The organism is uncultured Ilumatobacter sp., from assembly GCF_963980585.1.
In the GTDB taxonomy this organism is placed as follows: domain Bacteria; phylum Actinomycetota; class Acidimicrobiia; order Acidimicrobiales; family Ilumatobacteraceae; genus Ilumatobacter_A.
The window spans coordinates 37,143-57,158 of the sequence record NZ_CAXCAM010000012.1 but is presented as its reverse complement, the minus strand read 5'-3'; the positions used below and the strand labels follow the sequence as shown (position 1 = coordinate 57,158).

The 20,016-nt window shown below is 64.0% G+C and carries 15 protein-coding genes; 7 read left to right on the top strand and 8 right to left on the bottom strand.

What is annotated here, in order from left to right; genetic code table 11:
* Positions 1–8: 8 nt before the first annotated feature.
* Together ACH2DW_RS05930 and ACH2DW_RS05925 are read right to left on the bottom strand one after the other, a co-directional pair.
* Positions 9–758 (bottom strand): ABC transporter ATP-binding protein, encoded by a 750-nt coding sequence (locus ACH2DW_RS05930; protein ID WP_394928799.1) that lies wholly within the window; start codon positions 756–758, stop codon positions 9–11.
* Positions 755–1,516 carry an ABC transporter ATP-binding protein gene (locus ACH2DW_RS05925; protein ID WP_394928798.1) on the bottom strand — a complete coding sequence of 254 codons (762 nt, stop codon included), beginning with the start codon at positions 1,514–1,516 and terminating at the stop codon, positions 755–757. The genes ACH2DW_RS05930 and ACH2DW_RS05925 overlap by 4 nt, the downstream gene beginning before the upstream one ends.
* 240 nt (positions 1,517–1,756) lie before the next feature.
* Here ACH2DW_RS05925 and ACH2DW_RS05920 point away from each other — a divergent pair, with 240 nt between their 5' ends.
* Positions 1,757–3,301, top strand: a complete 1,545-nt coding sequence (locus ACH2DW_RS05920) for a neutral zinc metallopeptidase (protein ID WP_394928797.1) — start codon at positions 1,757–1,759, stop codon at positions 3,299–3,301.
* Positions 3,302–3,322: 21 nt separating this feature from the next.
* Here the strand turns inward: ACH2DW_RS05920 and ACH2DW_RS05915 are convergent, their stop codons facing one another.
* The 3 genes from ACH2DW_RS05915 to ACH2DW_RS05905 form a co-directional block, all read right to left on the bottom strand.
* The gene (locus tag ACH2DW_RS05915; RefSeq protein WP_394928796.1) at positions 3,323–4,279 is read right to left on the bottom strand and encodes an alpha/beta fold hydrolase; all 957 of its coding nucleotides are present in this window, start codon (positions 4,277–4,279) and stop codon (positions 3,323–3,325) included.
* Positions 4,280–4,335: 56 nt separating this feature from the next.
* Positions 4,336–5,577, bottom strand: a complete 1,242-nt coding sequence (locus tag ACH2DW_RS05910; protein ID WP_394928795.1) for a peptidoglycan-binding protein — start codon at positions 5,575–5,577, stop codon at positions 4,336–4,338.
* 142 nt (positions 5,578–5,719) lie between these two features.
* Positions 5,720–6,478 carry a glycosyltransferase family 2 protein gene (locus tag ACH2DW_RS05905; protein WP_394928794.1) on the bottom strand — a complete coding sequence of 253 codons (759 nt, stop codon included), beginning with the start codon at positions 6,476–6,478 and terminating at the stop codon, positions 5,720–5,722.
* A 57-nt stretch (positions 6,479–6,535) separates the two neighbouring features.
* Between ACH2DW_RS05905 and ACH2DW_RS05900 the strand changes: the two genes are divergently transcribed.
* The gene (locus tag ACH2DW_RS05900) at positions 6,536–7,090 is read left to right on the top strand and encodes a hypothetical protein (RefSeq protein ID WP_394928793.1); all 555 of its coding nucleotides are present in this window, start codon (positions 6,536–6,538) and stop codon (positions 7,088–7,090) included.
* Between the two features lie 77 nt (positions 7,091–7,167).
* Entirely contained in the window at positions 7,168–8,529 is a 1,362-nt protein-coding gene (gene argG / locus ACH2DW_RS05895; protein WP_394928792.1) for an argininosuccinate synthase, read from the top strand.
* A gap of 46 nt (positions 8,530–8,575) precedes the next feature.
* Here argG and ACH2DW_RS05890 read toward each other — a convergent pair whose 3' ends face one another.
* Both ACH2DW_RS05890 and ACH2DW_RS05885 read right to left on the bottom strand, forming a co-directional pair.
* Positions 8,576–9,673 carry a M20 family metallopeptidase gene (locus ACH2DW_RS05890; RefSeq protein WP_394928791.1) on the bottom strand — a complete coding sequence of 366 codons (1,098 nt, stop codon included), beginning with the start codon at positions 9,671–9,673 and terminating at the stop codon, positions 8,576–8,578.
* A 47-nt stretch (positions 9,674–9,720) separates the two neighbouring features.
* Entirely contained in the window at positions 9,721–11,148 is a 1,428-nt protein-coding gene (locus ACH2DW_RS05885) for an NAD-dependent succinate-semialdehyde dehydrogenase (RefSeq protein ID WP_394928790.1), read from the bottom strand.
* Between the two features lie 106 nt (positions 11,149–11,254).
* On the opposite strand from ACH2DW_RS05885, the gene ACH2DW_RS05880 reads away from it, so the two are divergent.
* Both ACH2DW_RS05880 and ACH2DW_RS05875 read left to right on the top strand, forming a co-directional pair.
* Complete coding sequence (locus ACH2DW_RS05880; RefSeq protein ID WP_394928789.1) at positions 11,255–13,582, top strand: CocE/NonD family hydrolase; 2,328 nt, start codon at positions 11,255–11,257, stop codon at positions 13,580–13,582.
* Positions 13,583–13,639: 57 nt separating this feature from the next.
* The gene (locus tag ACH2DW_RS05875; RefSeq protein WP_394928788.1) at positions 13,640–14,467 is read left to right on the top strand and encodes a helix-turn-helix domain-containing protein; all 828 of its coding nucleotides are present in this window, start codon (positions 13,640–13,642) and stop codon (positions 14,465–14,467) included.
* A gap of 44 nt (positions 14,468–14,511) precedes the next feature.
* Here the strand turns inward: ACH2DW_RS05875 and ACH2DW_RS05870 are convergent, their stop codons facing one another.
* A complete protein-coding gene (locus ACH2DW_RS05870; RefSeq protein WP_394928787.1) occupies positions 14,512–15,447 on the bottom strand; it encodes a PfkB family carbohydrate kinase in 936 nt (311 codons plus the stop codon).
* A gap of 138 nt (positions 15,448–15,585) precedes the next feature.
* Here ACH2DW_RS05870 and ACH2DW_RS05865 point away from each other — a divergent pair, with 138 nt between their 5' ends.
* The gene (locus ACH2DW_RS05865) at positions 15,586–19,032 is read left to right on the top strand and encodes an indolepyruvate ferredoxin oxidoreductase family protein (RefSeq protein WP_394928786.1); all 3,447 of its coding nucleotides are present in this window, start codon (positions 15,586–15,588) and stop codon (positions 19,030–19,032) included.
* Positions 19,020–20,006: a YihY/virulence factor BrkB family protein gene (locus tag ACH2DW_RS05860; RefSeq protein ID WP_394928785.1), complete on the top strand. Its 987-nt coding sequence runs from the start codon at positions 19,020–19,022 to the stop codon at positions 20,004–20,006. The genes ACH2DW_RS05865 and ACH2DW_RS05860 overlap by 13 nt, the downstream gene beginning before the upstream one ends.
* Positions 20,007–20,016 lie beyond the last annotated feature (10 nt).

Here is a 20,016-nt window from a genome sequence, read left to right as displayed (position 1 = left end):
GTATCCCGTCAGACTCCGAGGTAGGCCTTGCGAATAGCGTCGTCGTTGATCAGTTCGTCAGCCGGACCTTCGGTGAAGATCTCGCCTGATTCGAGGACGTAACCCCGATCGCCGATGCCGAGTGCCAACTGTGCGTTCTGTTCGACCACAAGCATCGTGGTACCGGTCTCCTTGTTGATTTCAGCGAAGCGCTCGAACAACTCCGCAACGATGATTGGCGCCAGCCCGAGGGACGGCTCGTCGAGCAGCAACAAGCTTGGTCGTGACATCAGCGCTCGAGAAACCGCAAGCATCTGCTGCTCACCGCCCGAGAGCGAACCGGCACGCTGGTTCTTGCGTTCCCGGAGAACGGGGTACACATCGAACCACTGGTCGATGTCGGCATCAATCTCGTTGTCGTCACGGATGTACGCACCGACTCGGAGGTTGTCCTCGACCGAGAGTTCAGGAAGCGTGCCACGTCCCTGCGGCACATGAGCCACGCCCTGGCGGACGAGATCAGGGGCCTTGGCGTTGCTGATGTCGTCTCCCCGCAGCTTGACCGAGCCGGTGCGCGGGATCATGCCCGACACCGCTCGCAGCGTGGTGGTTTTACCGGCGCCGTTCGCACCGAGGATGACCACGATCTCGCCGTCAGCGACGTGAAAGTCCAGGCCGTGCAGCACCTGGATCTGGCCGTAGCCGCCTTCCAGACCCTTGACGTCGAGAACGAGGTCAGTTGGCGTATTGGTGTCGCTCGGTGTATTGGTGTCGCTCATGCGGGTGCCCCCAGGTAGGCCTCGATCACCGCGGGGTCTTCTTGCACTGCGGCAGGAAGCCCTTCAGCGATCTTGCGGCCAAAGTCGAGAACGACAACGTTCTCGGAGATGCTCATCACGAGTCCCATGTGGTGCTCGACGAGGAGGATGGTCAGGTTGTAGTCGGTGCGTATCTTCTGGATCACGATGGACAGTTCGTCGACTTCGCTGTGCGTGAGACCGGTTGCCGGCTCGTCGAGCATGAGCAGTTTGGGGTGGCCGATCAGGCAGCGGGCGAGTTCGATGCGCTTGAGCGTGCCATAGGGCAGGCCAGCACATTGCTGGAATGCCACATTCGCAAGTCCGAGGTCAGTCAGAATCGTGAAGGCCTCGGAGGCCAACTGTTTCTCTTCCTTCTTCCGGCCAATGTTGAGCATCGCCGACCCGAAGGTCTGCTTGCTGCGCACATGAGCACCGGCCATCACGTTCTCGATCACGCTCATGCGCGGCCAGAGCGCAAGGTTCTGAAACGTCCGGAAGATGCCGGTCTCGGCAATCAGGTGCGGCGGCGTATTCAGCAGGTCGACGTCGTTGAAACGCAACGTCCCCGCAGTCGGGTCATAGATGCGACTGATGACGTTGAACATCGTCGTCTTCCCCGCACCGTTGGGCCCAATCAGCCCACAGATCTGACCTTCTTCAATGTCGAAGGTCATGCCGCTGAGGGCGACAATGCCCCCAAACCTGACTTCGACGTCGTTCACTTCTAGCAATGCCATCGACGTAAACCCCCTGTAGTTCGTCGGTGTGATTTGGCAACGTAGCACCTCGCCTCGCACTGGTTCGCAGTCGAAGCGAATTGATTGCGTCGAGCCCCGATCTGCTAGGGCAACGCCACTGACGCATGGCGTCGCGTTGGGCCGCGAATCTGACAAGGACGCACACGGAACAGGTGAGAAACGTCGAAAACAACGGTGCCTGATGTGAGTCGCCGAGCGGCCGTGCCTAGAGTCGTTGACGTGGCTCATCGTCCGCTGTTTGCACTGCTGCTCGCCGGCTCGATCACCGCGGCCGCGTGCGGCGCCGACGTCGCGGTCACCGCAACGCGTTCTGAACAATCCGGCACGGCGACGACGTCTCCGCCGTTCGAGCCGGTCCCCGATGACAGCGATCCCTCGCCATCCACTGTCCCGTCGTCGAACGAAGAACCTGACATCCCGATCACCGCACCCATCGTCGTCGACGCAGAAGCCATCAACTTCGGACCGAACAAGCCGACACGCGAGTACGACGACTTCCTGCTGGCGACGCTCAGCGACCTCAACACATGGTGGGAGCAGACGTACCCCGCGGTCTACGGCGAAGCATGGCAGCCGCTCGAAGGCGACGTGTACGCCGCGTATCCCGAACGCCCTGACGACTTGCCGGGCTGCGGCGAGCCACGCACCTCATACGACGACGTCCAAGAGTTCGTTGCGTTCTACTGCGGTCTCGGTGACTTCATTGTGTACGACGACGGCGAGGACGGACTGCTCGCCGAACTCGCCGACAAATTTGGCGCCGGCACGATCGGCATCGTGCTCGCACACGAATACGGCCACGCCATTCAGCAACGCAGCGGCGTGCTCGACCTGAACCTGCCCACTGTCACCTCCGAACAGCAAGCTGACTGCTTCGCCGGCGCATGGGCCGGCCGCGCCGCCCGTGACGAAGGGGCAATCTCGTTCACAGACGCCGATGTGCGCGCCGGTCTCATTGCCATGCTCGAAGTCCGCGACCCAGTCGGGCTCGACCAGTTCAGTCCCGGCGGTCATGGGTCGGGCTTCGATCGAGTCGGAGCGTTCCAGGCCGGCTTCGTCGAAGGCCCAGTCCGCTGCGGCAGTTTGATCGACGACCCGTTGCCGCTCGTCCCCAATCAGTTCAACGACTTCGAGGATCAGCAGAACGAGGGCAACGCACCGTTCGGATATGACGTTGGCGAGCCCGGCGTGCGCAGCGCCGAACTCTTCGGATTCCTTGTGCCGGATCTCAATCTGTACTGGGGTAGCGATGCCGCGATTCCGGGTTGGACCGACCTGACGCTGGTCCCGGTCCAGCGAATTGACGATGCGACCTGTGCCGACCTGCTGCCAGGATTCGACAACGGTGCAGCCCTGTGCCCGTCCGCCAACGTCGTCTACCTCAACGAGCCCGTCGCACTGGACCTGTACCGGCAGCAGACATTCGGCGACTTCTCACTCGGCTATCTCATCGGATTGACCTGGGCCGAAGCAGCGCAGATCGCGCTCGGCTCAACACGTTCTGGCGAGGATCGCCAACTGGTCAACGACTGCCTCGCCGGCGCCTGGGTCCAGTCCGTGATCCCCGTCAACCGCGTGCTCCCGCAGCCACGCGACGAGCGCCGAACCTCAGTCGTGTCCCCCGGCGACCTCGACGAGGCGATCCGCACTGCCATCATCATCGGAGACAGTGCTGCCGATGACAATGTCCTCGGCAGCCCGTTCGAGAAGATCGACGCCTTCAGCGACGGCGTCATCGACGGCCTCAACGCCTGCGGAACCTGACGCTGGAGAAGCTGCAGCGGCTCAGTCGAGCAGACCGGTGAGCAGCGCAGCGAGCTCGGCTGGGCGGTCGCCTTGCACACTGTGGCCTGCTCCGTCGACCAGGTGAACGACGATGGCGGGTTGCAGCCGACGTGCCTCGGCGACGTCATCGTCGTCGACGACCGGTGACAGCGATCCCCGAATCAACGTGAGTGGGCAGGCGATGGCTGCGAAGTCATCCCACAGCGGATTGCGGTCTCCTGCGGCCGGGACCACGTCCGCCTCCGGCATGGAACCGTTGCCCTGTGCCGATTGGTCTCCGTGCCGGTTGGTGCGGTCGTAGTTCCACTGCCACGACCCGTCGGCGAGCTGATGTGCGTTGTGCAGGATCCCACGCCGCAGGGAGGACTCCGATCGAGTCGGATTGAACTCGATGGTGCGAGTCAGCAGATCGTCGAAACTGGTGAACGACTGCGGTCCGTTGACGAAGTCGATGATTGCCTTCGCCTTCTCACCGTTCACGCCTGGCGTGATGTCGACCATCGCCAACTGGCGAACGATTTGAGGGTGGCGCGTCGCGAGCATCATGGAAGTGAGCCCACCCAGCGACATGCCGACGACAACTTGCGCGCCCGGCGCGTGCGCCTCAACGGCGCGGGCCACGTCGTCAGCCAAGTTGGACGGCGAGTACGCACCATCGTCGCGCCAGGACGAGTGGCCGTGCCCGGGAAGGTCGACAGCGATCGCGGGCCGGCCCAACGCAAGCGCCACCGTGTCCCACGTGTGCGCGTTCTGCGCCCCACCGTGGACGAAGACGATCTCGGCGGGCTGATCCCCCCACACCAGCAGGCTGAGCGACCGTCCGTCGTCGAGATCAACCGAGCGGCGTTCTACCGTCGGCAGCTCAGGTACGTCGAGATCGAATTCAGCGATGTTCTCTGCGAACAGTCCGAACTCGTCGTACGGAACCACAGCGGCAGTGTCTGGGGAGTCGCTCACGACGTCGAAGGTACTGGTCAACCGTGTTGGGAGGCGCAGCGGACGCGCCCGATCGATCAGCCGCCCGAAGCAGCGTCGGCCCCACCGTCGTCCGTTGCCTCGCCTTCACTTCCGCCTGCAGCGACCGTCGTGATGGTGGTGGTGGTACTGGTGGTATCCGGAACGGCCGTGGTGGTCGTTGTCGCAGCGACAGTGGTTGCGGGCGAGGTACTGGCCACGGTGGTGTCGACTGCGGGTTCAGTCGTGGTGGTCGTCTCGGCGACGGTGGTGGTGGTGGTGGTCGTCGACGTCGATTCGTAGTCAGGATCGAGCCAGTTGAATGTTGGAGGCGGCGATCCGACTGCCTCGGGCTCGTTCTCGCCGTCCCACACGAAGACCTGATCGCCGTTGCCCATCAGTTCCTGCATGGTCTCGGAGATGTTCAACGGGATGCGGATACAGCCGTGCGAGGCTCCCTGCAGCGGCACGTTGAGCGCACCGTGGATCGCGATGCCGTAGTTGAAGTAGACCGGATTCCACATTCCGCCGAGCGCGCTCTCGCGGATGCCTTCAACTTCGCGGTAGACGGTGAAGACACCGCCCGGAGTGTTTGAGATCCCACATTCACCACGCACCAATGGCTCGGTGCCCTCACGGTTGCCGTACTCGCCAGGGCTGATCGTGACTTCCTCGCACCACTGCTCGTTGCTCCCGCTTGACATGTGCGTGATCATCGCTGGCTTGTCGTCGTGGAAAATCGCCAGCACCTGCTCGGGCAAGTAGACCTCGGTGTGATTCGGTGTGGCGTTGGGTCGTCGAGGTTGGATGACGAACGGTTCCTGCATCGCGTCCCACATCTCGGGCGTGACTCGTCCAGTCGGATCGTTGCTCGGACGCTTCAGCACCAACTTCTCGTAGGCCCACACGGCCTTGACCGTTTGATCGCCGTAGATGCCGTCGGCAGGGCCAGGCACGAAGCCGAGATCGGTCAAACGCAGTTGCACCTGCTTGACGTCGTCGCCGGCGAGACCTTTGCTCAGGTTTCGCTGCAGCACGGTCTTGTCGACAGGGAGTGATGTCTCGACTGTCCCAATCACGTCGGGAACCGAATCGGGCACCGTGAGCGCAGTGACGCCCGTGTCGACGACGAACGCCGAATCGGCGAGGTCGGTCTGCTGCACGCTGCTGTCACCGCCTCCGCCAAGAGCAACGCCTGCGACAATGACGGTGCCAAGTAGCCCGGCTGCGGCGACAGCTGGAAGCCATTTCGCGACGTGATTCGGAGGGCGCCAGGAAGGCGTGGAGGAAGTTTCGTTCATGGCGACGGGATGACAGATCAGAGAGCGAGTTGCCAGTCAGCGGCACCAGCTGTCGGAAGCGAATGTACCAACCAACACGGTTCCCGGATCGTCGCCCCCGCCATGTTCGCCGGGAGTTTCTTTCTTCACGTCCGCGTCGGGTTCAGCTGCGATCGACGATCGGCGTAATGCCATCGAGATCACCACGCAGCTGGCGCATCTCCCTGAGGATCGTGAGGATGATCCCCGGAGAACTGAGCGTTGATTCGCCGCGCGTGCGCGGGAAGTAGTCGACGCCAAACTGCAGCATCTCGTACCCCAGCCGAGTGGCCCGGATAACGAGCTCGGCGTCAATGAACGAACCCTCGCTCTTGAGCTCGACGTGCTCGAACACGCGGGCTCGACACAACTTGAACGCGAAGTTGATGTCGCGGGCCTTGACGCCAAACAGACGACGAATCAGAAGGTTGTACCAGAAGGTGTAGATGGTGCGGAGATATCCCTCGCCGGTGCGATCAAATCGATACGCGCTAATGATGTCGGCGTCGTAATCGATCATGAGGCGCACCGCTCGCGGCAACTCCGCCATGTCAAACGGGAGGTCTGCATCGGTGTACAGAATGAGATCACCGGTTGCGGCGGCAAATCCGGTCTTGATCGCTCCTCCGAGCTTGCGGTTCTTGGCGTGGTGCACGACCCGGACGTGTGGATCTTCCGCTGCGATGCGATCAGCGATTTCGGCAGTGCCGTCGGTTGAAGCGTCGTCGACGATGATCAGTTCGTAGTCAGCGATGTCACCCGCCTCGATGAGGATCGCACAGGCGCGGCGTCCCGCCCGGAGCGCCCGCTCCACGTACTCCTCTTCGTTCCACATCGGGTAGAAGATCGAGAGCTTGTCGAATGGTGCACTCGTGTTCGTCATCGGTGCCGCAGGGTAGCTGCCTGGGAAGTCGGCCCCGCAGCGCCTACCCTTCTGCACGTGTCGGACGCCTCCCACGAGCCGAATCCCGGAGGCATGTTGCCGCCTCCCGACTCCGCACCACCGTTTCCTGCGCCACCGCTGCCGGAGCCCTCTGTCGCCCCAGCTGTGGACGCGCCGCCACCGCGACCGACTGCGGCGTTGACACAATCGCTGCAGCCCGGTCAACTCACCGTCGCCTGGCAGATCATGTTGGCGCTGTGCTGGGGAGCAGCGTTCTTCGCGTTCGCTGCGGTGTGGAAGACCAGCGAAGAGATTGGCATCGGCACCTGGTGGCTCGGACCCCGCGCCCAGCCCCAACCCATGCTGGTCCGCGTCCTGCCGTTTGCCATCACCGTGTTGTTGGGGCTCCTCGCCATTTCCAACACACGCCGTGTCGCGCTGGCAAGCATCGCCGGGTCGTTCGCCATCGCCGGTATTGCCGTCTTCGACATGTCGCGGTCGGGCGGCCTCGCAGCCATCGAGTTCGCCATCGCCGGCTCGATGCTCCTTGTCTCGATTGGCGCACTCGCTGCATCGGCACGACAGGCACCGGCTCCCGCAACGCTGGACTGATCGACGCACGCCACCACGGGCGATTCACGATGGCGTTCGCTGAGAGCGCTGCCGCAGAACGGTATCGTCGTGCAACTATGGCCGACGCTCACACTCCCCCGCTCGACGGCGCATCCAACGCCAAAGTCTTGATGTCACTGCCCCAGGGCGAGCGAGTCGGCATTGCCTTCTCCGGTGGCCTGGACACCTCGGCTGCCGTGGCGTGGATGCGCGAACGCGGCGCCATTCCGTACACGTACACCGCCGACCTCGGCCAGCCTGATGAGCCTGACCTCGAGGGTGTCCCGGTCCGCGCCAAGCAGTACGGCGCCGAGGAGGCACGCATTGTCGACTGCCGCGATGAGCTGGTGCGCGAAGGACTCATTGCGATTCAATGCGGCGCCTTTCACATCAGCTCCGGCGGCAAGACCTACTTCAACACGACTCCTCTCGGGCGCGCCGTGACCGGCACATTGCTCGTACGAGCGATGGCCGACGACGGCGTCGACATCTGGGGCGACGGCTCCACGTACAAGGGCAATGACATCGAACGCTTCTATCGCTATGGCCTCCTGGTCAACGAGAAGCTGCGGATCTACAAGCCCTGGCTCGACCCCACCTTTGTCGACGAACTGGGCGGCCGTCAGGGCATGAGCGAGTTTTTGCAAGCGCGCGACCTGCCGTACCGCGACTCCGTCGAGAAGGCGTACTCGACCGACGCCAATATCTGGGGCGCCACTCACGAAGCAAAAGCGCTTGAAGAACTCGACACGTCGATGGAAATCGTCACGCCGATCATGGGCGTGCCCTTCTGGGACGAGAGCGTTGTCATCGAGACCGAGGATGTGACGGTGCGCTTCGAGGAAGGCTGGCCCGTGTCCATCAACGGCGAGCGCTTCGCGTCGCAGGTCGATCTGGTCGACGAGGCAAATCGTATTGGCGGTCGCCACGGACTCGGGATGAGCGACCAGATCGAGAACCGCATCATCGAGGCGAAGTCGCGAGGCATCTACGAAGCCCCCGCTTTGGCGCTCCTCCACGCCTGCTACGAGCGGTTGGTCAACGGCATCCACAACGAGAACACGATCGAGAACTACCGAACGATGGGCCGCCGCCTCGGCCGCCTGTTGTACGAGGGACGCTGGTTCGACCCGCAGAGCTTGATGTTGCGCGAGCCCCTCATGCGCTGGATCGGCTCGGCGGTCACAGGCGAAGTCACCCTGCGCCTGCGCCGAGGGGATGACTACTCGATTCTCGACACGGTCTCGGACAACCTGACCTACGAGCCAGACCGCCTCTCCATGGAGCGAGTCGAGGATCAGCCATTTGGTCCACTGGACCGCATTGGCCAGTTGACGATGCGCAACCTCGACATCACCGACACTCGCAACAAGCTCGACCTGTACCAAGGCATCGGCACTCTGGAGTCCGGCGACATCACCAAAGCGCTGGATTCGTAGCTCATCCGGACACCGCTGAGTTACGGCGGGGTCGGCCAAACGTCACTCAGTTGGGACCAAGGGCTGCGACGATGCCGGCGACGAGGCGGGCTCGTTCGGGCATGGTGGCCACAATGACGTGCTCGGTGTCAGCGTGGGCACCGCCGCCGACGGCGCCGAGACCGTCGAGCGTGGGGACACCGATTGCCGCCGTGAAGTTGCCGTCGCTGCCGCCACCGACGGAGTACCCCTCGATGCCGGGCGACACCTGCTGCGCGATGGGGAACAGCGTTGCCGAGGCCGACTCAGGCATCGGCGGACGACCGATCTGACCATTCACGTCAACCGCCGCCCCGTCGACGTGCGCCGTGAGCGCAGCCATCGCCGCTTCGACTCTGGCCTTCTCGTCTGCGGACTCGACGCGAGCGTCGACCTTGATGCGGCCCTCGGCGGGCACCACGTTGTCGGTCGTCCCGACGTTGGCGACCGTCGGGGTCACCGTGGTACCCAGTGCGGCATCGCCGATCTGATCGATGGCCAGCACTTGGTGTGATGCCTCAACGAGCGCGTTGATACCGGCTTCGGGCTCGAGTCCGGCGTGGCTGGCTCGACCGGTGATGACCACTTCGAACGTTCCGCATCCTTTGCGGCCGGTCTTGAGTGCACCCTCGGCCGCGGATGGTTCGAGCACCAGGACGTTGCCGCATGCTTGCGCGCGTTCTTCGATCAGTGCACGCGATTGGTGCGACCCGACTTCTTCGTCCGCGCTGAACAGCAACTCAACGTGGGAGATGTCGTTGAGCGTGGCAAGTCCATGCAAGGCCTGCACGATGCCGGCCAACATGTCGAAGCAGCCCGGCCCCGTCATCACACCGTCCGTCACGGCAAACGGAAGACGGTCGAGTGTGCCCATCGGGAACACCGTGTCGTGGTGACCGAGGAGTAGCACCCGTTTCCCGTCGGGTACCGCCTCACTGCCCTTCCAATGCACATGGGGCCCGGCCGACGACTCGACGAGGTCACACCGTCCGCCCAGGTGGCGCTCGATCATCGCGGCGAGGATCTCTGCTGACTTTTGCAATTGCGGCAGGTCGTACGACGGTGATTCGATCTCGATCAAGGTCTTGACGTCAGCGATCATTGCGTCCAGGTCGTACTCAGCCATGTCCGGATCGTATGCGATCACCTGTGGGGTCTGACCCCTCGTTGTGATCAGATCGCGAAACCGCCGAGCTTGACCTCCAGGTACTCAGCGATGCCTTCGTGGCCACCTTCACGGCCAAGGCCCGAGTCACCCATGCCACCGAATGGCGCCGCCGCGGAGGTCGGATTGACGTCATTGATGCCGATGATGCCGAATCGCAGGCCCTCGAACGTGCGCATCGCTGTCGACAGGTTCTGGGTGTAGACGTAGGCGGCAAGGCCATAGTTCGTGTCGTTCGCCATGGCGACCACTTGGTCGACATCGCTGTAGGTGATCACCGGGGCGACGGGTCCAAAGGTCTCCTCGCGCCGGATGAGCATCTCGTCGGTCACCCCGGTGACGAGCGTCGGCGCGTAGAAGTGCCCGCCATCGAAGCCTTCTCCGGTCAACCGCTCGCCGCCGACCGGCACATCGGCACCCTTCGATCGTGCGTCGTCGACCTGATTCGCAACCTTGGCAACGGCTGCTTCGTTGACGAGCGGGCCAACGCCGATGCCGTCGTTCATCCCGTTGCCGGCCTTCACCCGACCGATCCGTTGCACGAGCGTGTCGACGAAAGCTTCGGCACCCGACTCATGCACATACAGACGATTTGGGCTGATGCACGCCTGCCCCGAGTTGAGGAATTTCAAGGCCGCAGCGCCTTTGGCCGCATGCACCGGGTCAGCGTCGGGGTACACGATGAACGGAGCGTGGCCGCCGAGTTCGACAGACACCCTTTTCAGATTGCCTGCGGCTTTGCCGGCAAGCATCTTGCCCACAGCGGTCGACCCGGTGAAGGTCACCTTGCGAACTCGTTCGTCAGTGCAGAAGACCTCACCGATCGGCTTCGGATCGAGTGCCGTGACGAGGTTGACGACACCGGCGGGAGCGCCTGCATCGGCAAAGATCTGGAAGATCGCGCGGGCGCAGAGTGGTGTTGCTTCAGCTGCCTTGAGCACGAGGGTGCAACCGGCAGCGAGCGCTGGGCCCATCTTTCTCGTCAGCATCGAGATCGGGTAGTTCCACGGCGTGATGGCGGCGACCACACCAACGGGCTGCTTGAGCACCAGGAATCGTTGATCGGCACGGGCTGATGGCAGCCACTCCCCTGCGACCCGCTTGGCTTCTTCGGCGTACCACCGAAGGAAATCCGCGCCGTACTTCACCTCGGCCGAACTCGCCTTGAGCGGCTTGCCCTGCTCGCGCGTCATCAACTCAGCGAGCTGGGTGCTGCGCTCGGTCATCAGCTCCCAGGCGCGGTAGAGCAGGTCGGCGCGTTCGTACGCGGTGGTCTGCGACCACGGCCCGAACGCTTCGTCGGCAGCGGCGACAGCGGCTGTCGCGTCATCGGCGCCACCATCAGGCACCGACCCGATCACTTCGCCGGTCGCCGGATTGGTCACGTCGAACGTCGCGCCGGATGCGGCGTCCGCCCATTCCCCATTGATGAACATACGCGCAGCGTAGATCCATCGCCCGCGTTCCCAAATTCGTGCCGAAGCAACCACTTTTGTCCACCTCGCCAACGCATCTCGGAGAAGGCGATGCGATGATCCCAGGATGCAACGACGAGCCGGTTTGGCAGTGCTTCTCACCCTGGGGCTGCTGGCGACTGCCTGCTCGGCCGACGACGACGACAGCTCGGACGCACCGCCAGTCGCGCCAACGACAGTGAGCCCGGCAGGGGCGGCACCCCCGACGACCGATCTCGCAACCCCGGCGACCGTCGCACCGACCGAGACCGGCGAACCCGGGTTCGAGACCGCTGGAGTCGTGACCCCGGGAGTCGAACAACTGACGATCGTCAATCACACCCCCGGCACCGAACTCACGCTGTTTCGTGCAGGAGCGCCGACTGCGGTTGGCATCGTCGACGCGTACGGGTCACTGCTGTTCCGCAACGTCGAGCCGGGACCTGGGTACTCCGTCGCGGCGGCCGACGAGAACGTCAGCATCACCCACACCGTGCTCGACCGCACCACGCACCCAACCCAAGCCTTCTACGCCGAGCAGCGGCTGGTGCCTGGCCTGAACTACATCGAGATGCGCGATGGCACCACCCTGTCCGCGAACGTCGTGCTGCCCGGCGCGATCGAGGACGGTCCATACCCCACGGTGGTCGAGTATTCCGGCTACACCCCCGCCGACCCGGAGAGTGTCGGATTCAAAGACCTGTTCACTCAACTGGGGTACGCCTACGTCGGTGTCAACATGCGCGGTACAGGCTGCTCCGGGGGCTCGTTCCGCTACTTCGAATACGCACAGAGTCTCGACGGCTATGACGTCATCGAGGCCATCGCCGCCCAACCGTGGGTGTTCGAGAACCGTCCCGGCATGGTCGGCGTCAGCTACCCCGGCATTAGCCAACTCTTCGTTGCGCAAACCCAACCGCCATCGTTGGCAGCCATCACACCGTTCTCTGTGATCGACGACAGTTACAACTCGACCCTGTATCCGGGCGGACTCCTCAACACTGGTTTTGCCGTCGACTGGACCCAGGATCGGGTCGACAACGGCAGGCCGGCAATCGATCCCGAAGGCAACATCGTCGACGAAGGCGGCCAGGCGTGGGCGAAGGATCAGATCCGCGCCGGCGACACGGCCTGTGCCGAGAACCAGTCACTGCGAAACCAGAACCCCGACCTGATCACGGAGATCTTCGAATCACCCTTTTACGATTCAGCGCAGAGCAACGAACTGTCGCCCCGACTTTTCGTCGACAAGATCACCGTGCCGACGTTCGTGGCAGGCGCATGGCAGGACGAGCAGACGGGTGGGCGGTTCCCCACCATGCTTGACCGGTTCACCGGCACAGACCATCTCTACGCATCGTTGATGAACGGACTCCACACGGACTCAATCGGACCGGCCAACTTCCCGCGCTGGATCGAATTCCTCGACCTCTTTGTCGCCGAACGCGTGCCAACACTCGACACGGCCCGCTTGCTCGCGCCCTTGCTCGCCGGCGGCATCTTCGGAACCACCGACTTCGAAATACCCGACGACCGGTTCGCCGACATGACGTACGACGAGGCACTTGCAGCGTTTGAGGCGGAGCCTCCAATCCGCGTGCTGTTCGAACAAGGCGCTGGCAACGACACCGCTCGCGCCCCGGTTCCACGGTTTGTCGAAGCGTTCGACGCCTGGCCGATTCCGACAACGGAACCCACCGACTGGTGGCTGGGACAAGACGGGCGCCTCGTCGATGCACCCGAGAGCGACAATGGCCAGGCCGCATACCTCGCCCTTCCAGATGGCGTGCCTGCCACGTTCTACGAGGGGAACAGCAGCGACATTTGGAGGACCGATGTGACCTGGGACTGGCAGGAGCCGGCGCCAGGCACCGCAGCAACGTTCCTGTCTGACCCACTGAATGACACGGTGACGATGATCGGGTCGGGCTCGGCTGACCTGTGGGTCAACTCCAACCTCGGCGACACCGACCTTGAGGTGACGATCTCCGAGGTCCGCCCGGACGGCCAGGAGATGTACATCCAGTCCGGCTGGCTTCGCGCCAGCCACCGGGCACTTGACGACGAACTTTCCACGGCGCTGCGTCCAGCACACACGCACCTCGAATCTGATGCCGAGGCGCTCACCGGCGGTGAGGGCGAGCAGGATTTTGACCTCGCCCGTGTCGAGATCTTCCCATTTGCCCACGTCTTTCGCGCCGGATCACAGGTCCGGATCTCGATCGACGCGCCTGGCGGCAACCGTCCGGTCTGGGTGTTCGAAACCATCAGCAATGGCGAGCAGGTCACCATTGGATTCGGCGGCGACTACCCCTCCAAGATCGTGCTCCCTGTTGTGCCCGATATCGAGGCACCCGTCGACTTCCCCGAGTGCGGCGCACTGCGCGGCCAACCCTGCCGCCCGTACACCGGATAGCTCAGCTCGGTTGTGCCGGGCCAACGTGACCGGCGGCGAACCTGATTGACTCTGGGTGTGGGGGAAGCTGACCATCGACGCGAGCTCGCCGACTTCTTGCGCGCCCGCCGCGAAGCGACCCGCCCTGAACAGGTCGGCCTACCTGCAGGACGAGGCCGACGAACTCCGGGCTTACGCCGTGAAGAGGTCGCGTTGCTCGCTGGCGTGTCGTTCACCTGGTACACCTGGCTCGAGCAGGGCCGGCGGATCAATGCCTCGCATGACGTGCTGCTCGCGATCGGTCGGGCGCTTCAACTCGACGAGGCCGGACAAGAACACTTGATCGCACTCACCGACCCGGGCACCGCCTCGGTCGAGGCACCGGCCGAAGCACCCAGCGCACTGATACGGCTCCTCGACTCACTGATGCCTGCTCCCGCGTACGTGTTGGGACCACACTGGGAATTCGTCGCTTGGAATACAGCTCAGGCGCGGCTGTATCCGCGGATCGAAGAACTCGACCCACCGCGCCGCAACCTGCTCTGGGTACTTTTTGCCGATCTGTCGACGCGCGACCTGATCGTCGACTGGGATATTCACGCACGCCAGGCACTGGCCGAGTTCCGATCGGCAACGTCCGCTGTTCGCCACGACCCGGCGATGACCGAACTCGTTGCACTGCTGACTTCGGAAAGCGCCGAGTTTGCTGCCTGGTGGCCTGAGCACGACGTGTCGGGGTTCGAGACCCGCCTCCGCCGATTCTCACACTCAGCAGCGGGTGTCTTGACGTTCGAGTATCAGCAGCTGACGCCTGCCGAGTGGCCGGCACTACGCGTTGTTGCCCAGTTGCCTGTTCCAGGTGACGACTCGGCCGAACGACTTGCCATCCGCCGTTACCTCGTCTGAGTGCCAGCGCGCCAATGACACCGCTGTCGCTGGTCGGTCGTCGATCACACCCAGTCGTCGGGCAACTCGGCGCGGCGCGGCGGGTCCGCGCCTCGCCGGGTCACGACCACCGCCGCTGCCTCATGAGCCGCAAGCACGGCCTGCTGCAAGCCCTTAGCGTCGACGTCGGGGCGGCCTCGACCCGAGGCCATCCACCACGCCACCAGTGCGCCGCCAAAAGTGTCGCCGGCGCCAATCGAGTCGACCACGGGCGAATCGAGCGGCGCGACCGGCACCTCGGTCACCCTGCCTCCCGTGACAATGGAGGTCGTCGACGCTCCGGCGGTGACAAGCACGGCAGCGCCGCCGACAGCTCGCAGTTGGTGAGCGGCATCAAGCACGCCCATTCCAGGCGACAGGTAGGCAAGGTCATCGTCGCTCACCTTCACGATGTCGGCCCGCTTCAGCAACTGATTGACCCGGTCCAGGTAGGTGGCTCGATCACCAACAACCTTCGGGCGACAATTGATGTCGAAGACCACGGTGGTCGAATCGTCGACCGCCTTGGCCATCGCCAGCACCGTGTCGGCCATCGGCTGCAAGACCAGCCCGAGCCCGCCGGTAAAGAAGATGCCGGAACCTATCGATGCGGTATCACCTGGTTCGAGCGCAGGTGCCGAGGTGCCGTCGATGTAGAACCGGTACGACGCCGCGCCGGCGTCATCGAGTTCAGCGGCAGCCAGCGTGGTCGGAAGATCGGTGCGAGCCGACGCGATGTGCACGCCGTCCGCTTCGAGCTGTGCGGCAAGCAGTGATCCGAAACGATCAGTTGACAACGCGCCGACGAACGTGACCGGCGCGCCGAGGCGGGCCGCTGCCCGCGCCGTGTTGAATGGCGCTCCACCGAGTGTTGCCGTGACGTCACCGTCCGGTTGGATCACCAGGTCGACCAGAGCCTCGCCGGCCACCGCGATGCGGGACTCAGTTGGTGTCGCTGCCATGGCCTTCATGCTGGCACGCCTGCGCCGCTGTGCACACCCAGCGTGCGCTGCACTCTCTCGAAATGAGCTCGCCCACTCGACCGGTGCACCAACTCGCGATACAACAGGAGGATGGCGAATGATCGAGATTCCAGCGCGATGACGCAGCAGATGGCCGACTACCAGCTCGCCGACAAGTTCCGACTCGAGACAGGCCGCGTCTTCTTGTCCGGCGTGCAAGCAATTGCACGCCTTCCCATCGACCAGCTCCGCATCGACCGGCGGCTCGGTTTGACCACCGCGGCCTTCGCATCCGGTTATCAAGGTTCGCCAGTCGGCACGTTCACCGAAGAACTGCGCCGCGCCCACGCCACGGTGCCTGACCTTCCGATCGTCGTCCAGCCTGGGGTCAACGAAGAACTCGCAGCCACCTCCGTGATGGGCAGCCAACTCGCCATGACGCTCGACGACGCGAAGTACGACGGCGTCGTCGGGATCTGGTACGGCAAGGGGCCCGGTTTCGATCGAAGCAGCGATGCCATTCGCCACGCCGTGTTCGCTGGAACGTCACAGCACGGCGGCGTCGTGGCAGTGGTGGGCGACGATCCCGCTGCCAAGTCGTCGACCGTGCCGTCGTCGAGCGACGCCACGATGGTCGATCTGCACATGCCAATCCTCTTTCCCGGCGACGTTCAGGAGGCTCTCGACTTGAGCCGTCACGCCGTTACACTGTCACGTTCATGCGGCCTGTGGGCCGGGCTCAAACTGGTGACGGCAGTTGCCGACGGCACGGGCACCATCGACGTGGCCCCCGACCGGGTACGCCCGACCGCTCCGGTGGTCAACGTCAACGGCGTGCCATTTGTCCCGACTCCGAACGGCCGGCTGCTCACGCCGTACACCCTCGACATGGAGATCGAGTTCCAGCAGGTGCGAACACAACTTGCACGCCAGTACGGCGTGGACAACCACCTCAACACGGTCAGCGTGCGCAGCAGTGATGACTGGGTTGGTATCGCTGCCTGTGGGAGCACGTACCACGAGGTTCGCGAGGCGCTGGCCGTCCTTGGATTCGGCACCGACGAGGCACTACGCGCCGCTGGTGTCCGGCTGTTCCAACTCCTCATGCCGGTTCCCCTCGATCCGGACCAGGTCCGTGACTTTGCTGATGGTCTCGAGGAAGTGCTCGTCGTCGAGGAAAAGAACCCGACTCTGGAGGGATTGATCAAGAGCTCGCTGTACGACGGTTCACTGCGCTCCGGCCGCGTCGGTCCACGCGTCATCGGCCGCCACGATGAGCACGGCGCCGTGTTGTTCAACGGCTTCGGCACACTCGACGTCGACAAGCTGCTCGCGCCGCTGCATCAGCGTCTGTCCGCCCGCCTCGGGGACCGAATGCGTCCGCTCGACGAGATCATTCCACCGAAGCGGGAACTGATTCCACTCGCCGTTAATCGCACACCGTTCTACTGCTCGGGTTGTCCCCACAACGCGAGCACACGGGCTGAGCCGGGCACGCTGGTCGGGGGCGGAATCGGTTGCCACGCGATGGTTGCCTTTATGGACCCCGAGCGCGTGGGCGACATCGTTGGCTTGACACAGATGGGCGGCGAGGGCGCGCAGTGGATCGGCATCTCGCCATTCATCGAACGCGACCATCTCATCCAGAACCTCGGCGACGGCACCTTCTTCCACTCGGGCTCACTCGCTGTCCGCGCGGCAATCGCGGCTGACGTCGACATCACCTACAAGCTCCTCTACAACGGCACGGTCGCCATGACCGGCGGGCAGGACCCTGAGGGTCAGATGTCGGTTCCTGACGTCGCTCAGCTGCTGGCGGTAGAAGGCGTGAAGCAGATCATCGTCACCAGCGACGACCCGGATCGCCATCACCAGTCGGACTTCCCAGCGGGAGTCAAACTGTGGGACCGCAGCCGGCTCGGCGAGGCCCAGGAAGTACTCGCAGCCGTCAGCGGTGTCACCGTGCTCATCCATGATCAAGCATGCGCCGCAGAGCAGCGTCGAGGCCGGTCACGTGGCACCGTGACAAAGCCGGGATTCCGCGTGGTGATCAACGAGCGCGTGTGTGAAGGCTGCGGCGATTGTGGCGACGTGAGCAACTGCCTGTCCGTCCAACCAGCGGACACGCCATACGGCCGCAAGACCCGGATTCACCAGACCAGCTGCAACTTCGATCTGTCCTGCATGCAAGGTGACTGCCCGTCGTTTGCGACGGTGACGGTGGACGACGCCGGATCGAAGACCGGAGCCCGAGCTCTGCCGGCACCGCCCGCTGACCTCGCTGAACCAGCGCCGCCTCTCGTCGATCCCGATCACTTCACCGTCCGCCTCACCGGCATCGGCGGGACCGGCGTCATTACCGTCAGCCAGATACTTGGAACTGCGGCGATGCTCGCCGACCGCAACGTGCGCGGTCTCGATCAAACCGGCCTCTCACAGAAGGCCGGACCCGTGGTGAGCGACGTCTGCATCACCACCGATGGCGCCACACCCTCGAACCACGCCAACGCCTCGGGGGTCGATACGATTCTGGCGTTCGATCTGCTCGTCGGGGCCCGCGATGCAAACCTCAACGGGGCGCGAGCTGATCGAACGGTGATGATCGCGTCGACCGATGCCGTGCCGACCGGTTCGATGGTCACCGATCCGACATTGCAGTTGCCCACGGGGGCTGAACTCACCGATCGGGTCGGCGCCGTGACACGGGGCAAAGAGAATCGATTCCTCGACGCCGCCGCATTGGCCGACGGGTTGCTCGGCTCGACGACCACTGCAAACATTTTGGTGCTCGGCGCCGCGGTGCAATCAGGTGCCGTGCCAATCCCCGTGGCCGCCATGGAGCAGGCGATCGGCCTGAACGGCGTCGCTGTCGAGACCAACCTCGCAGCGTTCCGATGGGGCCGTGCGTGGATTGCCGATCCCACAGGCGTCGAGCGGGCCGCGGATCTGCCCATTCGAGTGGCTCCGGAGACGACCGACGAGTTAGTCGAACGACTCGCGAGCGACCTGATCGACTTCGATTCGGCTGCTCTTGCTGACCACTACCGCAACATCGTGGGTGCAGCCGCCGATGCAGAGCGTGCCATCGACGGTGACCAGTTCACCCGGGCGGTGGCGATCCACCTCCACAAGCTGATGGCCTACAAGGACGAATACGAAGTCGCCCGACTTTTGCTCGCCGACGAAGCCAACGCCAACTACCGGGCGGTGGGCGGTCCGAAGACCACGGTCACCTATCACCTTCATCCGCCGATGCTCCGTGCGCTTGGCATGGACCGCAAGCTCAAGCTGCAGCGCAGTGCAGCGCCCGCCCTCCGGGCACTGCGTGCCGGCAAACGACTCCGCGGCACCGTGGCAGATCCGTTCAGGTGGGCCGAGGTCCGCAAGGTCGAGCGCGCGATGATTCCCGAGTACATCGCAGCCGTCACACGGCTCGCCCAGCAGCTCGATGCCACCAACGTGGAGGCCGCAACAGAAATTGCAGCACTTCCCGACCAGGTGCGCGGCTACGAAGACCTCAAGCTGCGACGCGCTGCCGCCTATCGCTCCAACCTCGCCGACCGCATGCAACAGTGGCCGACCTGAGTACCGATTCGCCATCCCCCACCGAGACTGACGGGAACCACATCGGCGCGCCGCCGCAACCCGGCGCCGCGCCGACATCGCGTCGAGCCGAGTTGCTGGGCGTCGTCAAACGGATGTGGCAAGAACTTCACGACGACGACTTGTTCGACGCTGCGGCGGGTGTGGCTTTCTGGCTCATCCTCAGCGTGCCTGCGGCCCTGCTCGCCGTGTTGTCATCGGTCTCCCTGCTCGGTGACGGCCTCACCGCCGACCTCCAGGCCTCGATCAATGAATTCATCGACCGCACCTTCACCACCGAGTCAGAAACCATCCGGGCGGCTGTCGACGGACTGTTCGATCAGACCCGACCGGCCGTCTTGAGCCTCTCTGTCGCCATCGCCGTCTTCACGTTGTCGCGCGGGTTCGCTGGCCTGATCCGAGCCCTTGACATTGCGTACGACATCGAGGAGGGGCGTCGCTTCATCCGGCTGCGGGCCACGGCGATTGCGATGGCAATCGGCACCATTGCCACGATTGCGCTCACGACATTGTTGTGGGTCTCGCTCCGCGATGCTGGCGTGCCTGGCGTGGTTCGAGCAGGCATCGCGCTCGTCATTTTGATCGCGTGGGCGGCAACACTGTTCCATGTCGGGCCACATCACCACACGCCGTGGCGGTACGACCTGCCCGGCGCTGTCCTCACGGCGGTCGGATGGCTGGTCGTCTCGCTCGGCTTCGGCTTCTACGTGCGCGTCGCCGGGTCCGGCAACGAAATCGTCGGCGCCGCCGGCACGGCCCTGCTCGCTCTGACCTGGTTGTGGATCGCCTGCCTGGTCTTCCTGGTCGGCGCTGAACTGAATGAGATTGTTGCCGAACGCGCCGGTGTCGTGAACGCTCCGAAGGACTTCGGCATCGACGTGCGGGGCCGAGTGCAAGACCAAGTTCGTACGTGGCGCCGGCAATCGGGAGGCGACCCGCCGGGACCCGCCAATTGACGATTCCGGC

Excerpts from the sequence above, each read along its gene's own strand:
- ACH2DW_RS05865 (WP_394928786.1), top strand. The coding sequence starts at position 15,586 with ATGACGCAGCAGATGGCCGACTACCAGCTCGCCGACAAGTTCCGACTC.
- ACH2DW_RS05925 (WP_394928798.1), bottom strand. The coding sequence starts at position 1,516 with ATGGCATTGCTAGAAGTGAACGACGTCGAAGTCAGGTTTGGGGGCATT.
- ACH2DW_RS05890 (WP_394928791.1), bottom strand. The coding sequence starts at position 9,673 with ATGGCTGAGTACGACCTGGACGCAATGATCGCTGACGTCAAGACCTTG.
- ACH2DW_RS05930 (WP_394928799.1), bottom strand. The coding sequence starts at position 758 with ATGAGCGACACCAATACACCGAGCGACACCAATACGCCAACTGACCTC.
- ACH2DW_RS05880 (WP_394928789.1), top strand. The coding sequence starts at position 11,255 with ATGCAACGACGAGCCGGTTTGGCAGTGCTTCTCACCCTGGGGCTGCTG.
- ACH2DW_RS05885 (WP_394928790.1), bottom strand. The coding sequence starts at position 11,148 with ATGTTCATCAATGGGGAATGGGCGGACGCCGCATCCGGCGCGACGTTC.
- ACH2DW_RS05910 (WP_394928795.1), bottom strand. The coding sequence starts at position 5,577 with ATGAACGAAACTTCCTCCACGCCTTCCTGGCGCCCTCCGAATCACGTC.
- ACH2DW_RS05905 (WP_394928794.1), bottom strand. The coding sequence starts at position 6,478 with ATGACGAACACGAGTGCACCATTCGACAAGCTCTCGATCTTCTACCCG.
- argG (WP_394928792.1), top strand. The coding sequence starts at position 7,168 with ATGGCCGACGCTCACACTCCCCCGCTCGACGGCGCATCCAACGCCAAA.
- ACH2DW_RS05870 (WP_394928787.1), bottom strand. The coding sequence starts at position 15,447 with ATGGCAGCGACACCAACTGAGTCCCGCATCGCGGTGGCCGGCGAGGCT.